We start from the raw sequence: 18500 nt of genomic DNA, 5'->3' as shown, positions 1-18500 counted from the left end.
TGCTCTTTGGGAGTCGTCACCTCGACCGCCGGCTCGCGTCGCGACGGCGGGCGCGGTCGTCCGACCGCTACCCTCTTCTGTCCACGATCAGATCTCTGACTAAAGTCAGCTATATGACGGACGTCGCCGCGGTGGTACGCCGCTTCAACCGGAGCTACACCCAACGCATCGGGGCACTGGAGGACTCCTTCCTCGGCATGGGGCTGCCGCTGGGCACCGCCCGACTGCTCTTCGAGATCGGCACCGAGCCCGGCACGGTGCAGCAGCTGCGGGCTCGACTCGGGCTCGACTCCGGCTATCTGAGCAGGCTGCTGCGCCGCCTCGAGCGGGAGGGACTCGTCGACGTCGTGCCGGATCCGCAGGACCGACGCCGCCGCCGCGTCGAGCTCACCGCGGCCGGGCGGGCCGCCTGGGGCGACCTGGAGCGTCGCTCGGAGGAGCGCGCACACCTGCTGGTCGACCCGCTCACGCCGCGTCAGCAGGAGCGGCTGGCCGAAGCGCTCGCCACCGCCGACCTGCTGGTCCGGGCCGCCACCGTCACTCTGGAGCCGGTGGACCCGACCTCGCCGGCGGCGACGCGGGCGATGGCGGCGTACTTCGCCGAACTCGACGCGCGCTTCCCCGACGGCTTCGACGCCGGGTCGCAGAGCACCAAGGACGCGGAGCTGCTCAGCCCGCCGCACGGCGTCTTCGTGGTGGCGGTCAGCGACGGTGAGCCGGTGGCCTGCGGCGGCGTCCAGACCATCGAGGCCGACCTGGTCTACGGCGAGATCAAGCGGATGTGGGTGCACGCCCACTGGCGCGGCGCCGGCCTCGGCTCCCGGCTGCTGCGCCACCTGGAGGCGCTCGCTGCCGACCTCGGCCACGATGTCGTCCGGCTCGACACCAACGACACCCTCCTCGAGGCGATCGGGATGTACCACCGCGCCGGCTACGCCGAGATCGAGCGCTACAACGACAACCCGTATGCGCGGCACTTCTTCGAGAAGCGCCTCTAGGGTGGGAGAGTGCGCAGTCGCTACGACCGGTACGACGTCGTCGTCGTGGGCGCGGGCCACAACGGCCTGACCGCGGCCGCCTACCTCGCTCGCGCCGGGCTGTCGGTCCTGGTGTTGGAGCGGCTCGACCACGTCGGCGGCGCGGCCGTCTCGGCCCAGGCGTTCCCCGGCCGTGGCACCCGGCTCTCGCGCTACAGCTACCTGGTCTCGCTGCTCCCCGACCGGGTCGTCACCGACCTCGGCCTGGACCTCCGGCTGGCCTCGCGGTCGACCGCGTCGTACACCCCGGTGATCCGGGACGGCCGCGCGACCGGCCTGCTCGTGGAGCGGCCCGAGGGGCCCGCCACCCAAGCGAGCTTCGCCGCGCTGACCGGGTCGGAGCAGGAGTACGACGCCTGGCGCACCTTCTACGCCGAGGTCGCCGCGATGGCCGAGGTGGTCGCGCCGACGCTGACCGAGCCCCTGCCCACGGACCGCGGCCTGCGCGAGAAGGTCCCGGCGACGATCTGGCAGGACCTGGTCGAGCGGCCGATCGGCGAGGCGATCGAACGCAGGTTCGCCGACGACACCGTGCGCGGGGTGGTGGCGACCGACGCGCTGATCGGGACGTTCGCGTCGCTGCACGACCCGCGGCTGGTGCAGAACCGCTGCTTCCTCTACCACCTCGTCGGCAACGGCACGGGCGAGTGGCGGGTGCCGGTCGGCGGGATGGGCTCGGTCACCGACGCGCTCGCCCGCGCCGCCGTCGAGGCGGGCGCCGAGATCGTCACCTCCGCCGGCGTGCGCACCGTCGCGCCGGGCGCGAGCGTGACCTGGGACGACGCCGAGGGCGCCCACACCGTGGCGGCGCGCTTCGTCCTCGCCAACGTCGCACCCTGGGTGCTCGGGATCCTGCTCGGCGAACCGGAGGATCCGGCCACCAAGCCGGTCGGGGCGCAACTGAAGATCAACATCCTGCTCGACCGACTGCCCCGGCTCCGGTCGGGGGAGGATCCACAGGTCGCGTTCGCGGGCACGCTCCATCTGGGCGAGGGCTACGGCGATCTGGAGCAGGCGCAGCGCGAGGCCGGATCCGGCGTACTGCCCTCGCGGCTGCCGGGCGAGGTCTACTGCCACTCCCTGACCGATCCCTCGATCCTGGGCCCGGACGCACCCGCCGGCATGCACACCCTGACCTACTTCGGGTTGCACACGCCCGCCACCCTCTTCGACCGGGACCCGGCCGCGACCAAGGCAACGGCGGTGGCGCGGGCGATCGCCTCCCTCGACGAGCATCTGCTCGACCCGATCGAGTCGGTGGTCGCGCGCGACGGCCACGGCAACCCGTGCATCGAGGCGAAGATCCCCCAGGACGTCGAGGCCGACCTGGCCATGCCGGGCGGACACATCTTCCACGGTGACCTGGAGTGGCCCTGGGCGCCGGCACGGACCCGGCTGGAGACGCCACAACAGCGCTGGGGCGTCCAGACGTCGTACGACGACGTGCTGCTGTGCGGCTCCGGCGCCCGCCGCGGCGGCGCCGTCTCGGGCCTGGGTGGCCACAACGCCGCCCAGGCCGTCTTGGAGCTGCGCTGAGTCCGCGATTTCGCTGGCCGCTCCCGCGCTGCTAATGTTTCCTCTCGCGCCGGGGCGATCCGGTGCATGCGCCACTAGCTCAATTGGCAGAGCAGCTGACTCTTAATCAGCGGGTTGTAGGTTCAAGTCCTACGTGGCGTACCAACCCCGATCGGGCCGGTCCGATCGGCATTTCACAGCGACCACGGCGAGTAAGCAACTCGCGCGTAACCAAACGCCTCACCGCGCGTTGAAGTGGCACCAGTCACGCGCGTCACGGCCCCGACGGGGGCCAAGGGGAGGTTGCTGTGCGCCCATCCATGATCGTCAGGGGTGCTGCCCTGGTCGCGGCCGCATCGGTCGCCACGCTGGCCGCGGCGCCGGCCCTGGCCGCCGACCCGGTGGCCCAGGCGTCGGCCTCCGCCGTCACGCTCGACGTGGCCGGTCAGAACGGGTACAGCGGCACGTTCAGCGCCACCAACGACGGCAGCAAGCAGACCACCAGCGGCAACGACAAGCCGCTGATCACCGCGCTGGGCGGGCAGAGCCTGCTCTCCGTCGGCACCCTCGCCCAGGACGCCACCACCTCCGTCGACGCCTCGGGCCGGGGATCTTCGGCCGCCTGCGCCGGCCTCGCCGGTCAGGGCGCCTCGCTGGTCGCGGCCGGCAGCGGCAACTGCCTCACCGGCGGCAACGCACTCCAGCTCGAGGCCGGCACGCTGGACCTCTCCAAGCTGCAGATCGTCCAGGGCACCGTGCTCAACGGCCTCGACCAGCAGCTCCAGTCCGCGCTCCAGCCGGTGCTGGGCACCCTGCTGCCGGCACTGTCGCAGGCCCTGACCCAGGGCGCTAAGGCACTGGGCAACCCCGGCATCTTCCTCGACCTCGGCGCGGTGCAGAGCAACTGCACCGCCACCCCGGCCGGCGTCAGCGGCGACAGCTCGCTGGCGAACGCCGCGGCGTACGTGCAGATCCCCGGCGGCCAGCGGATCGACCTGGTGAAGCTGCCGGTCCACCCGGCGCCCAACACCGACGTCGTCACCAAGCTCGGTTCGGGCGTCGTCGGCGCGATCACCAGCGCGCTCAAGACCGACCTGGCCAGCACGCTCGGAGGCCAGCTGGGCGCCCTCGGCGTCGTCGTCGACCAGACCGCCGTGCTGAACAACATCCTCGACCAGCTCGGCGAGCAGCTGAAGCCGATCGACAACGACCTGCTCAAGGCGACGCTGAACAAGCAGACCAAGTCCGACGGGGCTATCACGGTGACGGCGCTCGACCTCTCGGTGCTGCCCGCGGCCCAGCAGTTCGTCCACTCCGACCTGCTGCACCTCACGGTCGGTACGTCGACCTGCGGCCCGAACGGCCGCGTCGTCACGCCGGCCGCGGCGGCGGTGCCGAAGTCCGACACCCACCACAGCAGCAACCCGGTCCCGACCACCGTCCCGGCCGGTGTCGCCGACGCGTACCCGCTCTCCGACCACGCCCTCACCGCCGGCCGGGTCGCCCTGCTCGCCCTAGTCGGACTCGGCGCGACCGGCGCCGGTCTGGTCGGCTACCGTCGCCGGCTGCACCGGTGATCCGGTGATCGACCGGTGACCGGCCTGACGCGGCGCCTGGCACCGCTCGCGGCCGCTGTCCGGGCCCTGGTCGGCACCCTCGCGGTCGGCCTGGTCGTGGCGGCTCTGGTCTGGCCGGCGCACACCGAGACTGTCGCCGACCTGGCCAAGGGCGCGCCGCGCCGGCTGGAGATGCCGAGCGTGGGCACCAAGGTCAGGGTGGTCCCGATCGACCTCAACGGCACCACCCTGAACCCGCCCGAGGACTACACCGAGGTGGGTTGGTGGCGTCGCAGCGCCGTGCCCGGGTCGACCACCGGACAGACGGTGATCACCGGCCACACCGTCCACACCGGCGGCGGCAGCATGAACGGCCTGCCCGACCTCAAGGTCGACCAGGAGGTCGACCTGGTGACCGGTGCCGGCAAGATCCAGTACGAGATCGACAGCGTCCAGATCGTGCCGAAGTCGCAGCTTCCGGCGAAGGCCAAGAGCCTCTTCGGCCAGGGCCACGGCGAGGGCCGGCTGGTGCTGATCACGTGCGACGACTGGGACGGCCACGACTACCTGAGCAACATCGTGGTGATCGCGCACCCGTTCGCCTCGGCGACGAAGGCCCACCACGGCTAGCTAGCCGGGACCACCCGCCGGCCGCCAGGAACGCCGGTGCTGTGGCCAGTTCCCCGCAGTGGCCCGTCCGCCGCGCTGCGCTGGCGAGTCCTAGAGGTAGAGCCCGGTCGACTCATCGCCGACCCGCTCGGCCGCGACGGCGTGCACGTCCCGCTCGCGCATCACGACGTAGAGCTCACCGGCCACCTCGACCTCGGCCTTGTCGTCGGCATCGAAGAGCACCCGGTCTCCGGTCTGGACCGCTCGCGCGTGCGGGCCGACCGCGACCACCCGCGCCCACGACAGCCGGCGCGCGCCCATCGCGGCCGTCGCCGGGATGACGATCCCACCCGACGAACGCCGCTCCCCCGCCTCCCTGTCGAGCTCCACGAGGATCCGGTCGTGGAGCATCTTGATCGGGGTCTTGGAGTCGCTCACGACCGGGAGCTGTACTTGCGCAGCAGCACGACCAGCACCACCGTGCCGACCACGCCACCGACGGTCTTTGCGATGTTGCCGGTCTTCGGCTGCCCGGTCTCGGGGTCGACGTACACCGCCTTCATCGCCGCCACCTGACGCGACGCGATCGTCTTCGGGCTGGTGCGGTAGAGCAGCTGGTCGATCGTGCCAGCCAGGCGCTCGCGCGCCTCCTCGATCTCACGCTCGAGTGCGGAGTTGCGGTCTGCCTTCGCCATGCAGGACAACATATAGGTTGACTCTCATGAGCCGCCTCTCTCCCGGTGACACCGCACCCGACTTCACCCTTCCCGACGACGCCGGTACGCCGGTCTCCCTCGCCGACCTGCGCGGTCGCAAGGTGATCGTCTACTTCTACCCCGCCGCGATGACGCCCGGCTGCACCAAGCAGGCCTGCGACTTCACCGACTCGCTGGCCTCGCTTCAAGCCGCCGGCTACGAGGTCGTCGGCATCTCGCCGGACAAGCCGGAGAAGCTGGCGAAGTTCCGCGAGCGCGACGCGCTGACCATCCGGCTGCTCTCCGACCCGGACAAGTCGGTGCTCAGGGCCTGGGGCGCGTACGGCGAGAAAAAGCTCTACGGCAAGGTCGTCGAGGGGGTCATCCGCTCGACCGTGGTGGTCGACGAGGACGGGAAGGTCGAGTTGGCCCAGTACAGCGTCAAGGCCACCGGCCACGTCGCCAAGCTCCGCCGCGACCTGGGCCTGGCGTGATCGTCGAGCACGCCGTCCTGCCGGTGAGACCCGGACTGGAGGCGGAGTTCGAGGCCGCGCTGGCGCAGGCGCTGCCGATCATCCGACGCCAGTCCGGCTGCCGCAGCGCCGAGGTGCTGCGCTGCCTCGAACAGCGCTCGGCGTACCTGCTGCTGGCCGAGTGGGACTCGGTCGCCGCCCACGAGGAGGGCTTCCGCCTCTCCGCCGACTACCAGGAGTGGCGTGCGCTGCTGCACCACTTCTACGACCCGTTCCCGGCGGTGCGCCACTTCGAGCGACTCGACGCCTGAGACCGACCGCGCTCTCCAAAGTGTCACCGTGACACTTTGCGCGTGGGGTGACACTTCTGAAGTGTCACCCGGGGCGCGAACTATCACGGTGACACTTTGGGCGAGCGGCGGCGGCGAGCCGCGGCGCGCGGTGCCGAAGGCGGGACTTGAACCCGCACGCCCGAAGGCACAGGAACCTAAATCCTGCGTGTCTGCCTAGTTCCACCACTCCGGCCAGAGCGGGCACAGTCTAGGCGGCTCGCCTGCTTGTCACGCGGTGTCCGGTTCGCTTCTGCGGTGTTGCAGCACCGCAGAAGCGGCGTGGACACCGCGTTACATGACGTGGCCGGCCGGCTGACAGACTCGGTCCCATGACGACCCTCGTCCTGGCCTCGCAGTCGCCCGCCCGCCTCCAGACCCTCCGCAACGCCGGGATCGAGCCGGTCGTGATCGTCAGCGGCGTCGACGAGAGCCAGCTCGACGGCCTCCCGCCGGCCGAGCTGGCACTGGGGCTGGCCGACTTGAAGTGCGCGGCGGTGGTGCCGCAGGCCCCGGCCGGCAGCCTGGTCCTCGGCTGCGACAGCGTGCTGGAGCTCGACGGCCGGCCGCTCGGCAAGCCACACACGCCCCAGGAGGCCGTCCGGCGCTGGCGGGCGATGCGCGGCCGCAGCGGTGTCCTGGTCACCGGTCATGCGCTCGCCGACACCGCGACCGGCGCCACGGTCAGCCGGACGGCCGCCACCACCGTCCACTTCGCCGACCTCAGCGACGCCGAGATCGCGGCGTACGTCGACACCGGGGAGCCGCTGCACGTGGCCGGAGCGTTCACCGTGGACGGGCTCGGGGGCGCGTTCGTGACCGGGATCGAGGGCGACCACCACAACGTGGTCGGGGTGAGCCTGCCGCTGGTCAGGACCTTGGCGGCGGAGCTGGGTCACCAGTGGACGGCGCTGTGGGCTCCTCGCTGATCTGACCCACCACCGGGCCGACCGCTGGGTCCGCGCCGTCCTCGGCCGGAGCCGCGGGGTCGTCGTACACCTCGGTGTAGTGGATCGGCCGGTGGAACACGAACGTGCGGAACAGGTAGAACCGCGCCACCTGCGAGATCAGCAGGCCGACCACGTTGCCCGAGACGTTGTCGGCCAGCCCGCTGGTCAGGCCGAGCACGTGCCGGGAGAACCAGAGGCAGCCGACCGGGATGGTCGTCATCGTGATGATGTTGATGACCGCATACGCGACGAAGCCCTCACCGGGCTTGCGCTCGGCGCGCTGCTTGAACGTCCAGCGCCGGGAGAGCTCGTAGGAGACGAGCATGCCCACCGCGTGGGACAGGATGTAGGAGATGGTGATGTGGCCGTGCAACGGCGACCAGATCCCGTACGGCGCGTACGCCATCCAGTTGTAGAGGACGACGGCAACGGCAGTGGAGATGGCCCCCACCGCCATGAACCTGCCGGCCTCACCGATCAGGCGCCTCGCCCGCGACACGCCGCTCAGCCTACGGGGCGACCTGGACGTAACCGCCGTCACATCCCCGGTCGGGCCCCGGGCCGGTACAGTCGGCCCGTTCGCCGATTCTGGCCGGATTCGAGGAGAGACGACGTTGAGCAAGCCGCTGGGCAAGGTCCTGATCGCCAACCGCGGAGAGATCGCCGTCCGTGTGATCCGTGCCTGCAAGGACGCCGGCATCGGCTCGGTGGCGGTCTATGCCGACCCCGACCGGGACGCGCTGCACGTGCGGCTGGCCGACGAGGCCTACGCCCTGGAGGGCGCCACGCCCGCCGACTCGTATCTGTCGATCGAGAAGATCGTCGATGTCGCCAAGCGCTCCGGCGCCGACAGCGTGCACCCGGGCTACGGGTTCCTGGCCGAGAACGCCGACTTCGCCCAGGCCGTCCTCGACGCCGGGCTGATCTGGATCGGCCCCTCGCCGGAGGCGATCGACGCGCTGGGCGACAAGGCGAAGGCCAAGCACATCGCGCAGAAGGCCAACGCCCCGCTGGCGCCGGGCACCAAGGACCCGGTCAAGGACGCCAACGAGGTGATCGCCTTCGCCCGCGAGTACGGGCTGCCGGTGGCGATCAAGGCGGTCTTCGGCGGCGGCGGGCGCGGCCTGAAGGTGGCCCGCACGCTGGAGGAGATCCCGGACGCGTACGAGTCAGCGGTCCGTGAGGCCGTCACGGCGTTCGGCCGCGGCGAGTGCCTGGTGGAGAAGTTCCTCGACAAGCCGCGGCACGTCGAGACCCAGTGCCTGGCCGACTCCCACGGCAACGTCGTGGTGGTCTCCACCCGGGACTGTTCCCTGCAGCGCCGCCACCAGAAGCTGGTCGAGGAGGCGCCCGCGCCGTTCCTGACCGACGAGCAGCGCCAGCGGCTCTACGACTCCTCCAAGGCGATCCTGAGGGAGGCCGGGTACGTCGGCGCCGGCACCTGCGAGTTCCTGGTCGCCGCCGACGGCACCATCAGCTTCCTCGAGGTCAACACCCGTCTGCAGGTGGAGCACTGTGTCTCCGAGGAGGTCACCGGCATCGACCTAGTGCGCGAGATGTTCCGCATCGCCGCCGGTGAGGAGTTGGGCTACGACGACCCGGAGATCCGCGGTCACGCGATCGAGTTCCGGATCAATGCCGAGGACGGCGGCCGCAACTTCATGCCCGCGCCCGGCACGCTCACCGAGTGGGCGCCGCCGCAGGGCCCCGGCGTGCGCGTCGACGGCGGCTACGAGAAGGGCGAGACCATCCCCGGCTCGTTCGACTCCCTCATCGCCAAGCTGATCGTCTCCGGCCGTGACCGCACCCAGGCGCTGGAGCGCTCCCGACGCGCGCTGGCGGAGTTCAAGGTCGACGGCATGCCCACGGTCATCCCCTTCCACCGCGCGATCGTCGAGGACCCGGCGTACGTCGCCTCCTCCAACCCGTCCGGCGAGGGCTCCTTCGACGTCTACACCACCTGGATCGAGACCGAGTTCGACAACCAGATCCAGCCCTACGACGGCGAGCACGGTGAGGCCGCGGAGGCGGGCGAACGCCAGAGGGTGGTGGTCGAGGTCGGCGGCAAGCGGATCGACGTGGTCATCCCGGCCGGCCTCGGCCAGAATCTAGGGGCAGGCCTGTCGGCCGGCCCGGGCGCGGCGGCGAAGAAGCCCAAGCGCGCCGCCGGCAAGAAGGCCGGCGCCGCCGTCTCCGGCGACGCGGTCACCTCGCCGATGCAGGGCACCGTGGTCAAGGTCGTGGTCACCGACGGCCAGGAGGTCGCCGAGGGCGACACCATCGTGGTCATCGAGGCGATGAAGATGGAGCAGCCGCTCAAGGCACACAAGGCCGGCACCGTCACCGGGCTGGCCGCCGCCGTCGGCGCCACCGTCACCAACGGCGCCGTCATCTGCGAGATCAAGGGCTGAGAGCCGCCCGGGACGTCATACGGACAGGGCCGTCGCCTCGCGGCTCCCGTATGACGTCCGGGACCGGCTCGGCTCAGCGGGTGGGCGGGAGCCCGACCGTGTCGGCCAGCACCTGCAGCTGGTGGGCGAAGAGCGCGGCCGGGTCGCCGAAGCTGTCGGGGCCGTACTGACCGAAGACCTCGAAGCTCACGCACCCGAAGAGCGCCGCCCACACGAGGACGCCGCGCGCCAACGCCTGGTCAGGCAGCTCCAGGCCCAGCTCCCGGCGCACGGCGGCGAACGACGCGGCCAGCGCGGCCGGCACCGGCGGCTGCTCGGGCACCCGCAGCCGACCGGCGGCATGCGCCCGTGCCCAGACGTCGGCCAGCGCCCCGATGACGCGGGTGCCGGGGCCGGTGGTGCGCTCCGCGGGCGCGTGGTAGCCGGGCACGGGGCTGCCGAAGAGCAGCGCGTACATCGCCGGCTCGCGCACCGCCCACGTACGCACCGCCGTACCGATCGCGACGAGTCGGCCGCGATGGTCGTCGGGGTCGACCTTCGCCAGCGCGGCATCGACCTCGTCGCCGAGCTCGTCGTAGCCAGCGATCACGAGCAGCGTGAGGAGCTCGTCCCGGCTGGCCACGTAGCGGTAGACCGCCGAGGAGACCACCCCGAGGTCGCGCGCGACCGCGCGCAGCGAGAGCGCCGCCGCGCCCTCGGTCGCCAGGTGCCGGCGGCCGATGCGGACGATGTCGGCCATGGTCTGGGCGCGGGCGCGTTCGCGGGGTGTGCCTGCCATGACCCCATGCTGCCACAACAGAGAGCACTGCTCTTGCTTTCTTCGCCTTCATGACTCATGATCTCTTTCGAGAGCACTGCTCTCTCGCATTCAGGAGGAGACATGAGCACCATCGTCATCGGCGCCGGCCCGGTCGGCACCACCATCGCCCTGCAGCTCGCCGGGGCCGGTCGGCCGGTGCGCCTGCTGACCCGCTCCGGCAGCGGCCCGGCGCACCCCCGCATCGAGCGGATGCGGGCCGACGCGTCGGACCCGGCCGCGCTGGCCGAGGCGTTCGCCGGCGCCACGGTCGTGTTCGACTGCATGCACGCCTCGGCGTACCGATCCGACGTCTGGGCGGCCGAGCTGCCCCGGGCGGAGCGCGCCGTGCTCGAGGCGGCAGGCGGGGTCGGCGCCGTGGTGGTCTTCCCGGAGAGTCTCTACGCCTACGGGCACGTCACCGGCCCGATCACCGAGGAGTCGCCGCGGACGGCGGGCTTCGGCAAGCCGGCGGTGCGGGTGGAGCTGCTCGCCGCCCGGGCCGCCTCCCCGACGCCGACCATCAGCGTCGCCGCCTCCGACTTCTACGGGCCGGCGGTCCGGACCGCGCACGCCGGCGAACGGATGGTCGCCGCCGTCCTCGCCGGGCGGACGCTGCACGTCCTCGGCGACCCCGACGCCGCGCACTCGTGGACCTATGTGCCCGACCTGGCGGCGGCGATGATCCGCGCCGCGGACGACCGCTCGCTGTGGGACTCCTTCCTGCACGCCCCCACCGCCCCCGCCGTCAGCCAGCGCGAGCTCGTCGCCCGGTACGCCGCGGCGGCCGGCGTCGCGGCGCCGAAGGTGGCGGGGCTGCCATCGTGGGCGCTGCGCGCGGTCGGCGCCGTCCACCGCGACACCCGCGAGATGGCCGAGATGCTCTATCAGTTCCGGGCGCCGTTCGTGCTCGACTCCTCGGCCAGCGAGGCCCGGCTCGGCCTGGCACCGACGCCGCTGGCGGACGGGGCGAGGGCCACCGTCGAGTGGTGGCGGGAGCAGGTCTCATAATGGGGCAATGACTCCGCTGCTGCTCACCGCAGCCGACGAGACCCAGCAGCACGACGTGGCCAGCGTGGTGGCGGTGATCTCGGTCTTCGTCGTGATGCTCGCCCTCTTCGGCGTCCTGATCTTCCTGGCCTTCCGGACCGCGCGGAAGAGCCGCCGGACCTGGACCGACGAGTGATCGCGGCGCCGCTCGCCAACGGTGAGACGGGTGACTGATCGGTAACCGGATCGGTCGGTAGGTTGTGCCGCATGTTCTCGAAGGTGCTGGTGGCCAACCGCGGAGAGATCGCGATCCGAGCTTTCCGCGCGGCCTACGAACTCGGTGCGAAGACCGTCGCGGTCTACCCCTACGAAGACCGCGGATCCGAACATCGGCTGAAGGCGGACGAGGCGTACGAGATCGGGGAGCGCGGCCACCCGGTGCGCACCTACCTCGACCCCGAAGCCATCGTCGCGGCGGCCGTCCAGGCCGGCGCGGACGCGGTCTACCCCGGCTACGGCTTCCTGTCGGAGAACCCGGCCCTGGCCGAGGCGTGTGCCCGCGCGGGCATCACGTTCATCGGCCCCAGCGTCGAGGTCCTCGAGCTGACCGGGAACAAGGCGCGGGCGATCGCGGCCGCCCGGGAGGCCGGCGTACCGACGCTGCAGAGCGTCGCCCCCAGCACCGATGTCGAAGCGCTCGTGACCGCGGCGGAGGCGCTCCCCTACCCGTTGTTCGTCAAGGCGGTCGCCGGCGGCGGTGGGCGCGGCATGCGGCGCGTCGACGACCCGGCCAAGCTGCGCGAGGCGGTCGAGACGTGCATGCGCGAGGCCGAGGCCGCGTTCGGGGACCCGACGGTCTTCATCGAGCAGGCGGTGGTCGAGCCGCGGCACATCGAGGTGCAGATCCTGGCCGACGGCGAGGGCAACGTCATCCACCTCTTCGAGCGCGACTGCTCGGTGCAGCGCCGTCACCAGAAGGTCGTCGAGATCGCCCCGGCCCCGCACCTGGACCCGGAGCTGCGGGCACGGATCTGCGGCGACGCCGTCCGGTTCGCGACAGCGATCGGCTACTCGTGCGCCGGCACGGTGGAGTTCCTGGTCGACCCGGCCGGCAACTACGTCTTCATCGAGATGAACCCGCGCATCCAGGTCGAGCACACCGTGACCGAGGAGGTCACCGACGTCGACCTGGTGCAGTCACAGATGCGGATCGCCTCCGGCGAGACGCTGGCCGACCTGGGCCTGTCGCAGGAGACGGTCCAGCTGCGCGGCGCGGCGCTGCAGTGCCGGATCACCACCGAGGACCCGGCCAACGGCTTCAGGCCCGACACCGGCACCATCACCACCTATCGCTCCCCCGGTGGCGCGGGCGTCCGTGTCGACGGCGGTACGACGTTCACCGGCTCCGAGATCAGCCCGCACTTCGACTCGATGCTGGCCAAGCTGACCTGTCGCGGCCGCACCTTCGCCGACGCGGTCAAGCGCGCCCGGCGGGCGGTGGCCGAGTTCCGCATCCGCGGCGTGGCGACCAATATCCCGTTCCTGCAGGCGCTGCTGGACGACCCCGACTTCGCCGCCGGCCGGATCACCACCTCGTTCATCGAGACCCACCCTCAACTGCTCACCGCGCGCGCCTCGGGCGACCGCGGCACCAAGCTGCTCACCTACCTGGCCGACGTCACCGTCAACCGGCCGTACGGCGAGGCCCCGGTCGCGCTCGACCCGATTACCAAGCTGCCGGCCCTGTCGCCCGCGGACCTGGAGGCGCCGGCACCGGCCGGATCCCGGCAGCGGCTGCTGGAGCTGGGCCCGGAGGCCTTCGCCCGCGCGCTGCGCGAACAGCAGGCGGTGGCCGTCACCGACACCACGTTCCGTGACGCGCACCAGTCCCTGCTCGCCACCCGGGTGCGCACGCGCGATCTGCTCAATGTCGCCGGGCACGTCGCCCGGATGACCCCGCAGCTGTGGTCGCTGGAGTGCTGGGGCGGGGCGACCTATGACGTGGCGTTGCGGTTCCTGGCCGAGGACCCGTGGGAGCGGCTGGCCGCGCTGCGCCAGGCCGTCCCGAACATCTGCCTGCAGATGCTGCTGCGCGGCCGCAACACGGTGGGCTACACGCCGTACCCGACGAAGGTGACCGATGCGTTCGTCGCCGAGGCGGCCGCGACCGGCATCGACGTGTTCCGCATCTTCGACGCGCTCAACGACGTCGAGCAGATGCGGCCGGCGATCGAGGCGGTCCGCGCCACCGGCAGCACCGTCGCGGAGGTGGCGCTGTGCTACACCGGCGACCTGTCCAATCCCGAGGAGAGCATCTACACCCTCGACTACTACCTGCGGCTGGCTCGACAGATCGTGGACGCCGGCGCGCACGTGCTGGCGATCAAGGACATGGCCGGGCTGCTGCGGGCGCCGGCCGCGCGGACGCTGGTCACGGCGCTGCGCTCCGAGTTCGGGCTTCCGGTGCACCTGCACACCCACGACACTCCCGGCGGCCAGCTCGCCACCCTGACCGCCGCCATCGACGCCGGCGTGGACGCGGTCGACGCGGCCTGCGCCGCGATGGCCGGGACCACGTCGCAGCCGCCGCTGTCCTCGCTGGTCGCGGCGACCGACTACACCCCGCGCGCGACCGGGCTCTCACTGGCCGCGGTCAATGCGCTCGAGCCCTACTGGGAGGCCACCCGCCGGGTCTACCGGCCGTTCGAGTCGGGTCTGCCGGCGCCGACCGGCCGGGTCTACCGGCACGAGATCCCCGGCGGCCAGCTCTCCAACCTGCGCCAGCAGGCGATCGCGCTCGGCCTGGGCGAGAAGTTCGAGCAGATCGAGGACATGTACGCCGCCGCGAACGACATCCTCGGTCGCGTCCCCAAGGTCACGCCGTCCTCGAAGGTGATCGGCGACCTCGCGCTGGCCCTGGTCGCGGCCGGCGCCGATCCGGAGAAGTTCCGCGAGGACCCGTCGTCGTACGACGTGCCGGCCTCGGTGATCGGCTTCCTCCACGGTGAGCTCGGCGACCCGCCGGGCGGCTGGCCCGAGCCGTTCCGCTCCAAGGCGATCGCCGGCCGGTCCTGGACCGCGCCCGACCAGACGCTGGACCCGGCCGACGAGGCGGCGCTGCGCGAGGAGCCTCGCGCGACGCTGAACAGGCTGCTCTTCCCCGGCCCGACCCGCGACTTCGGCGAGGCCCGCTCGAAGTGGGGCGACGTCTCGGTGCTGTCCACGCTGGACTACCTCTACGGATTGCGCTTCGGCGAGGAGCACGTCATCGACCTCGAGCCGGGCGTCCAGCTCTTCGCCACCCTCGAGGCGGTCTCGGAGCCCGACGAGCGCGGCTTCCGCACCGTGATGACCACCCTCAACGGCCAGCTTCGCCCGATCTCGGTCCGCGACCGCTCGGTCTCGGCCGAGGTGGCGGCAGCCGAGAAGGCCGACCCGGGTGTCCCGGGCCAGGTCGCGGCGCCGTTCCAGGGCGTGGTCACGATCGCGGTCGAGGTCGGCGACACCGTCGCCGCGGGCGACACCGTCGCGACCATCGAGGCCATGAAGATGGAGGCGGCCATCACCGCCCCCGTCGGCGGCGTGGTGAAGCGGATCGCGCTCGGCGGCACCCAGGCCGTCGAGGGCGGCGACCTGGTGCTCGTCCTCGGCTAGGTCCCCTCTCCAAAGTGTCACCGTGACACTTTGCGGCTTGAGTGACACTTCGGAGGTGTCACTCAAGCCGCGAACTATCACGGTGACAGTTTGGCGGTGGCCTTGCGCGCCGATGGGCTGGGCGCTGGCTGGCCGGGGATCGACAGGCTGAACCACGTCGAGCGCAGGCCGGCCCAGCTGCGGAAGGCGTCCCCGCTCACCTGGTACGTCGCGGCGTCCCCGGTGATCGTCACCGTCGACACGTAGCCACCGCCCGGGGCGTTCGCGGGCGAGGGGGTCACCGTGATCCCGGTCAGCTGGCCGATCGTGGGCCACTGTGTCTGGATGGCGACCGGAGTCACGGTCACGGTCCAGTTTCGGTAGGCGGTGTCGTAGGGGTCCACCTGCGAGACCAGGTAGGGCTGACTGCCGGCCAGGCTGGCACCGCCGTTGCTCGCCGAGAACTGGGTGAACGCCGGCGACGCGCCGTAGGTGAGGATCTGCCCCGCCGTCGCGGCCCCGGCCGCGTTGGACTGCGCCTGCTCGACGCTGTAGCCGCCGTACACCTGGCAGGCGGAGGTGTCGCAGAGCTGGTAGTAGCCGTGCTGCTCGGTGGCCCGCTCGAAGGCGGCGTAGGTGCGGGCGGCGACCGCCTGCGACTGCAGGGCGGCGGGCAGCCACAGCGCCGGCATCTCGCGGGGCACGACGCCCTTGAGATAGCCGTCGAGGGAGACCACGTTGACGGTGTCGCGGTCCATGCCGCCCGGGTGCGGGCTGGCCGCGCGCAGGGCGCCGCGGTAGGCGACGCTGCGTCCACCCGGCAGGACCAGCGTGATCGGCGCCCCGCCGGCGGTGAACTGCAGGTCGCCACGGACGGTGGCGAGCTTGTGCCACGCCTTGAGCTTGTACTGGATCTTGCTGCGACCGCCGGGCACCGGCACGATCCGCCACCGGGTGGCGGTCCGCTTCTTGTGCGTCAGGTTCCAGGTACGGCGATGGCCCACCCACCTCGCCTTGAGCCCGCTGCGGGCCTTGACCACCACGCTGCGGCTGGTGTCGGCGGTGATGAGCACCCGCACCTTCCCGGCCGCCGTACCCCACGTGGTGCCGGGGTAGTAGAAGCCGAGGATGGCGCGATAGTCCAGGCCCTGCTCCGCCGCCCCCTGGGCGCCGTACTGCGACATGCCGTGACCGTGCCCGAAGCCGGAACCGGTGATCAGGATGGTGGCGGCGCCGTTCGGCACCTGGAGCGTCAGGCTGCCGGCGCGCGCCGGTGTGGCGACGATGCTGAGGGCGAGTGCGAGCACGACGGGGACCACCCATCGCCGGGCCTGCTCCCATGTGCGCATGGGGCCCGACTTTACTCGACCTCTCCTCGACGCGGTGCGGCTCTACTCGACGCGGTGCAGGCGGCGGGCGGCCTCGGCGGTGGATCCGCTCAGCGAGGGGTAGACGGTGAAGGTGTTGGCCACCTGGTCGACGGTGAGGTTCGCGGTGACGGCCAGGCTGATCGGGTGGATCAGCTCGCTGGCCCGCGGACCGACGACGACGCCGCCGACCACGACGCCGCTGCCCGGCCGGGCGATGAGCTTCACGAAGCCGTCGGTGATGCCCTGCATCTTCGCCCGCGGGTTGCCGGCCAGGTCGAGCTTGATCACGTCGGCCTCGATCTCGCCACGCTCGACGGCCGCCTGCGACCAGCCGATGGTCGCGATCTCGGGGCTGGTGAAGACGTTGGAGCTGACCTGCTTGAGGTCGAGCGGCTGGACCGCGTCGCCGAGGAAGTGGCGCATCGCGATCCGGCCCGCCATCGCCGCCACGCTGGCGAGCATGAAGCCCCCGGTGCAGTCGCCGGCGGCGTACACGCCCGGCGCGGTGGTCCGCGAGACCTTGTCGATGCGGATGAAGCCGCCGTCGACCAGCTGGACGCCCGCCTCCTCCAGGCCGAGGCCCTCGGTGTTCGGGATGCTGCCCAGTGCCAGGATGCAGTGGCTGCCGGTCACCGTGCGGCCGTCGACGAGGGTGACGGCGACGGCGTCGCCGTTGCGGGTCACCGACTCCATCCGGGAGTTGCCCAGGATGTTCATCCCGCGCCGCTCCAACACGTCTTGGAGTACGGCGGCGGCATCGGCGTCCTCACCCGGGAGGACGCGGTCGCGGCTGCTGACCAGCGTGACCTGGCAGCCGAGGCTCAGGTAGGCGCTGGCGAACTCCGCCCCTGTCACACCGGAGCCGACCACGATCATGTGCTCGGGCAGCTCGGTGAGGTCGTAGACCTGCTCCCAGGTCAGGATGCGCTCACCATCGGGCTGCGCCGTCGGCAGCACCCGCGGCCGGGCGCCGGTGGCGATCAGCACGCTGTCGGCGTGGAAGGTCTGCTCGGTGCCGTCGGGCAGGGTCGCGATCACCTCGCCGCCCCCGGCACCCCCGCCCTTGCCGAGCCGACCCAGACCACGGACGACGCGGATGTCGCGACGAGTCAGCCGGCCCTCGATGTCCGCGCTCTGCGAGGCGGCCAGCAGCTTGACCCGCTCGTTGACTCGGGCGAGGTCGACGGTGATCGTGGTGGCCGCATCGCCCTGGGCGTCCGCGAAGTTGATCCCCAGCCGGCCGGCCTGCTCCATGTCGGCCATCACCTCGGCGGTGGCGATCAGGGTCTTGCTCGGGACGCAGTCGGTCAGGACCGCGCTGCCGCCGATGCCGTCACGGTCGATCACCGTGACCTCGGCACCGAGCTGCTGGGCGACCAACGCCGCCTCGTAGCCGCCGGGACCTCCACCGATGATGACGACGCTGGGCATGGGCCCCATTCTCGCAGACGTCGAGAGGTCACCTTCCGCGGGTCGAGAGGTCACTTCCGGCGGACATTCGATCGCAGAAAGTGACCTCTCGACCGATACCGGGAACCTCAGTCATCGAAGGGGCCGAAGGATCTTGTGACGAACCTCTTGGGCCGATAGCCCTTCTGCTTGAGGACAACGTGGACGCACCGGGAAGCCGTCGGCCCCGAGAATATGTCTCTCATGAGCGCTCACGGTCTCGAAGCCCGCGACCAGGGCTCCTCGCTCCGACCCTTCGTACGCCGGCCGCTCCGGCTCGTCGACATGGAGGACGCCTGACTCGAGGCCGAGCAACGTCTCTAGCTCGCGCAACGCAGCCATCGTTGCCCGTCGGCGTGGAAGGGTGTGGCCCCGCGCTGCCAGTTGCTCAGGGTGGTGCGGCTGACCCGGTGGCCCCTCGCCGCCAGGTGAGTCGAGATCCGCTCAAGCGTGAGCCCCGAACGACGGATCGCCTGCCGAAGCGCTGCGGCCATGTCGTCGGTCACGGGGCTGGTCGGCGAGGGTGGGATTGGGTGGTCGACGATCTGCATGATGTCGTCATGGTTGCGCCCGCCAGCTCGGGGGAATGGAGAGAAGTCCCCGGTGCCACCCGCTCCTCGTCGCTGGCATCTCACCAAGCGGAGCGGGCATCGTCGACGTTTGAGAACTCGACGCCACACGGCGCTC

Annotated in this window: 17 protein-coding genes and 2 tRNA genes; 12 read left to right on the top strand and 7 right to left on the bottom strand. The window is 71.5% G+C overall.

Annotated elements, in window-relative coordinates:
* Positions 1-113 precede the first annotated feature (113 nt).
* From VHA72_RS10850 to VHA72_RS10830, 5 genes are all read left to right on the top strand, one after another.
* Positions 114-998 (top strand): bifunctional helix-turn-helix transcriptional regulator/GNAT family N-acetyltransferase, encoded by an 885-nt coding sequence (locus tag VHA72_RS10850; protein ID WP_325575081.1) that lies wholly within the window; start codon positions 114-116, stop codon positions 996-998.
* Between the two features lie 9 nt (positions 999-1007).
* Positions 1008-2573: a phytoene desaturase family protein gene (locus VHA72_RS10845; protein WP_325575079.1), complete on the top strand. Its 1566-nt coding sequence runs from the start codon at positions 1008-1010 to the stop codon at positions 2571-2573.
* 68 nt (positions 2574-2641) lie between these two features.
* Positions 2642-2717: transfer RNA gene (locus VHA72_RS10840), tRNA-Lys, on the top strand.
* A gap of 143 nt (positions 2718-2860) precedes the next feature.
* Entirely contained in the window at positions 2861-4129 is a 1269-nt protein-coding gene (locus VHA72_RS10835) for a hypothetical protein (protein WP_325575077.1), read from the top strand.
* Positions 4130-4144: 15 nt separating this feature from the next.
* The gene (locus VHA72_RS10830) at positions 4145-4738 is read left to right on the top strand and encodes a class F sortase (RefSeq protein ID WP_325575075.1); all 594 of its coding nucleotides are present in this window, start codon (positions 4145-4147) and stop codon (positions 4736-4738) included.
* A gap of 90 nt (positions 4739-4828) precedes the next feature.
* On the opposite strand, the gene VHA72_RS10825 is transcribed toward VHA72_RS10830, so the two are convergent.
* Complete coding sequence (locus VHA72_RS10825) at positions 4829-5155, bottom strand: GroES family chaperonin (RefSeq protein WP_524538591.1); 327 nt, start codon at positions 5153-5155, stop codon at positions 4829-4831.
* The gene (locus VHA72_RS10820; RefSeq protein ID WP_325575074.1) at positions 5152-5412 is read right to left on the bottom strand and encodes a DUF3618 domain-containing protein; all 261 of its coding nucleotides are present in this window, start codon (positions 5410-5412) and stop codon (positions 5152-5154) included. Before VHA72_RS10820 ends, VHA72_RS10825 begins: the two co-directional genes overlap by 4 nt.
* Before the next feature lie 26 nt (positions 5413-5438).
* Here VHA72_RS10820 and bcp point away from each other — a divergent pair, with 26 nt between their 5' ends.
* On the top strand, positions 5439-5906 hold the full coding sequence (bcp, locus tag VHA72_RS10815) for a thioredoxin-dependent thiol peroxidase (RefSeq protein WP_325575073.1): 468 nt from the start codon (positions 5439-5441) through the stop codon (positions 5904-5906).
* Positions 5903-6196, top strand: coding sequence for an antibiotic biosynthesis monooxygenase family protein (locus VHA72_RS10810; RefSeq protein ID WP_325575072.1), 294 nt, complete (start codon positions 5903-5905; stop codon positions 6194-6196). The genes bcp and VHA72_RS10810 overlap by 4 nt, the downstream gene beginning before the upstream one ends.
* A gap of 131 nt (positions 6197-6327) precedes the next feature.
* Here VHA72_RS10810 and VHA72_RS10805 read toward each other — a convergent pair.
* Positions 6328-6410, bottom strand: a tRNA-Leu gene (locus tag VHA72_RS10805).
* A gap of 136 nt (positions 6411-6546) precedes the next feature.
* Here VHA72_RS10805 and VHA72_RS10800 point away from each other — a divergent pair.
* Positions 6547-7143 (top strand): Maf family protein, encoded by a 597-nt coding sequence (locus VHA72_RS10800; RefSeq protein ID WP_325575070.1) that lies wholly within the window; start codon positions 6547-6549, stop codon positions 7141-7143.
* On the opposite strand, the gene VHA72_RS10795 is transcribed toward VHA72_RS10800, so the two are convergent.
* Entirely contained in the window at positions 7085-7663 is a 579-nt protein-coding gene (locus VHA72_RS10795) for a GtrA family protein (protein WP_325575069.1), read from the bottom strand. The genes VHA72_RS10800 and VHA72_RS10795 overlap by 59 nt on opposite strands.
* 115 nt (positions 7664-7778) lie before the next feature.
* Here VHA72_RS10795 and VHA72_RS10790 point away from each other — a divergent pair, with 115 nt between their 5' ends.
* Positions 7779-9575: an acetyl/propionyl/methylcrotonyl-CoA carboxylase subunit alpha gene (locus VHA72_RS10790; protein ID WP_325575067.1), complete on the top strand. Its 1797-nt coding sequence runs from the start codon at positions 7779-7781 to the stop codon at positions 9573-9575.
* Between the two features lie 73 nt (positions 9576-9648).
* On the opposite strand, the gene VHA72_RS10785 is transcribed toward VHA72_RS10790, so the two are convergent.
* Positions 9649-10353 (bottom strand): TetR/AcrR family transcriptional regulator, encoded by a 705-nt coding sequence (locus VHA72_RS10785; RefSeq protein WP_325575065.1) that lies wholly within the window; start codon positions 10351-10353, stop codon positions 9649-9651.
* A 102-nt stretch (positions 10354-10455) separates the two neighbouring features.
* Between VHA72_RS10785 and VHA72_RS10780 the strand changes: the two genes are divergently transcribed.
* The 3 genes from VHA72_RS10780 (at position 10456) to VHA72_RS10770 (ending at position 15015) form a co-directional block, all read left to right on the top strand.
* A complete protein-coding gene (locus VHA72_RS10780) occupies positions 10456-11382 on the top strand; it encodes an NAD-dependent epimerase/dehydratase family protein (RefSeq protein WP_325575063.1) in 927 nt (308 codons plus the stop codon).
* A 7-nt stretch (positions 11383-11389) separates the two neighbouring features.
* Positions 11390-11557 carry a hypothetical protein gene (locus VHA72_RS10775; RefSeq protein ID WP_325575061.1) on the top strand — a complete coding sequence of 56 codons (168 nt, stop codon included), beginning with the start codon at positions 11390-11392 and terminating at the stop codon, positions 11555-11557.
* 71 nt (positions 11558-11628) lie between these two features.
* Positions 11629-15015 (top strand): pyruvate carboxylase, encoded by a 3387-nt coding sequence (locus VHA72_RS10770; protein ID WP_325575059.1) that lies wholly within the window; start codon positions 11629-11631, stop codon positions 15013-15015.
* A 77-nt stretch (positions 15016-15092) separates the two neighbouring features.
* Here the strand turns inward: VHA72_RS10770 and VHA72_RS10765 are convergent, their stop codons facing one another.
* Positions 15093-16343 (bottom strand): SpoIID/LytB domain-containing protein, encoded by a 1251-nt coding sequence (locus VHA72_RS10765; RefSeq protein WP_325575057.1) that lies wholly within the window; start codon positions 16341-16343, stop codon positions 15093-15095.
* A 42-nt stretch (positions 16344-16385) separates the two neighbouring features.
* Complete coding sequence (locus VHA72_RS10760) at positions 16386-17795, bottom strand: NAD(P)H-quinone dehydrogenase (RefSeq protein ID WP_325575055.1); 1410 nt, start codon at positions 17793-17795, stop codon at positions 16386-16388.
* Positions 17796-18500: the final 705 nt, after the last annotated feature.

Origin of the sequence: Nocardioides sp., from assembly GCF_035547795.1 — a bacterium.
Taxonomy (GTDB): Bacteria; Actinomycetota; Actinomycetes; order Propionibacteriales; family Nocardioidaceae; genus Nocardioides.
This window is presented reverse-complemented; position numbering and strand designations above follow the sequence as displayed.

What these genes read in the sequence shown, in the direction of transcription:
- VHA72_RS10850 (WP_325575081.1), top strand. Translation starts at nt 114, where the DNA reads ATGACGGACGTCGCCGCGGTGGTACGCCGCTTCAACCGGAGCTACACC.
- VHA72_RS10820 (WP_325575074.1), bottom strand. Translation starts at nt 5,412, where the DNA reads ATGGCGAAGGCAGACCGCAACTCCGCACTCGAGCGTGAGATCGAGGAG.
- bcp (WP_325575073.1), top strand. Translation starts at nt 5,439, where the DNA reads ATGAGCCGCCTCTCTCCCGGTGACACCGCACCCGACTTCACCCTTCCC.
- VHA72_RS10800 (WP_325575070.1), top strand. Translation starts at nt 6,547, where the DNA reads ATGACGACCCTCGTCCTGGCCTCGCAGTCGCCCGCCCGCCTCCAGACC.
- VHA72_RS10785 (WP_325575065.1), bottom strand. Translation starts at nt 10,353, where the DNA reads ATGGCAGGCACACCCCGCGAACGCGCCCGCGCCCAGACCATGGCCGAC.
- VHA72_RS10780 (WP_325575063.1), top strand. Translation starts at nt 10,456, where the DNA reads ATGAGCACCATCGTCATCGGCGCCGGCCCGGTCGGCACCACCATCGCC.
- VHA72_RS10775 (WP_325575061.1), top strand. Translation starts at nt 11,390, where the DNA reads ATGACTCCGCTGCTGCTCACCGCAGCCGACGAGACCCAGCAGCACGAC.
- VHA72_RS10770 (WP_325575059.1), top strand. Translation starts at nt 11,629, where the DNA reads ATGTTCTCGAAGGTGCTGGTGGCCAACCGCGGAGAGATCGCGATCCGA.
- VHA72_RS10765 (WP_325575057.1), bottom strand. Translation starts at nt 16,343, where the DNA reads ATGCGCACATGGGAGCAGGCCCGGCGATGGGTGGTCCCCGTCGTGCTC.
- VHA72_RS10760 (WP_325575055.1), bottom strand. Translation starts at nt 17,795, where the DNA reads ATGCCCAGCGTCGTCATCATCGGTGGAGGTCCCGGCGGCTACGAGGCG.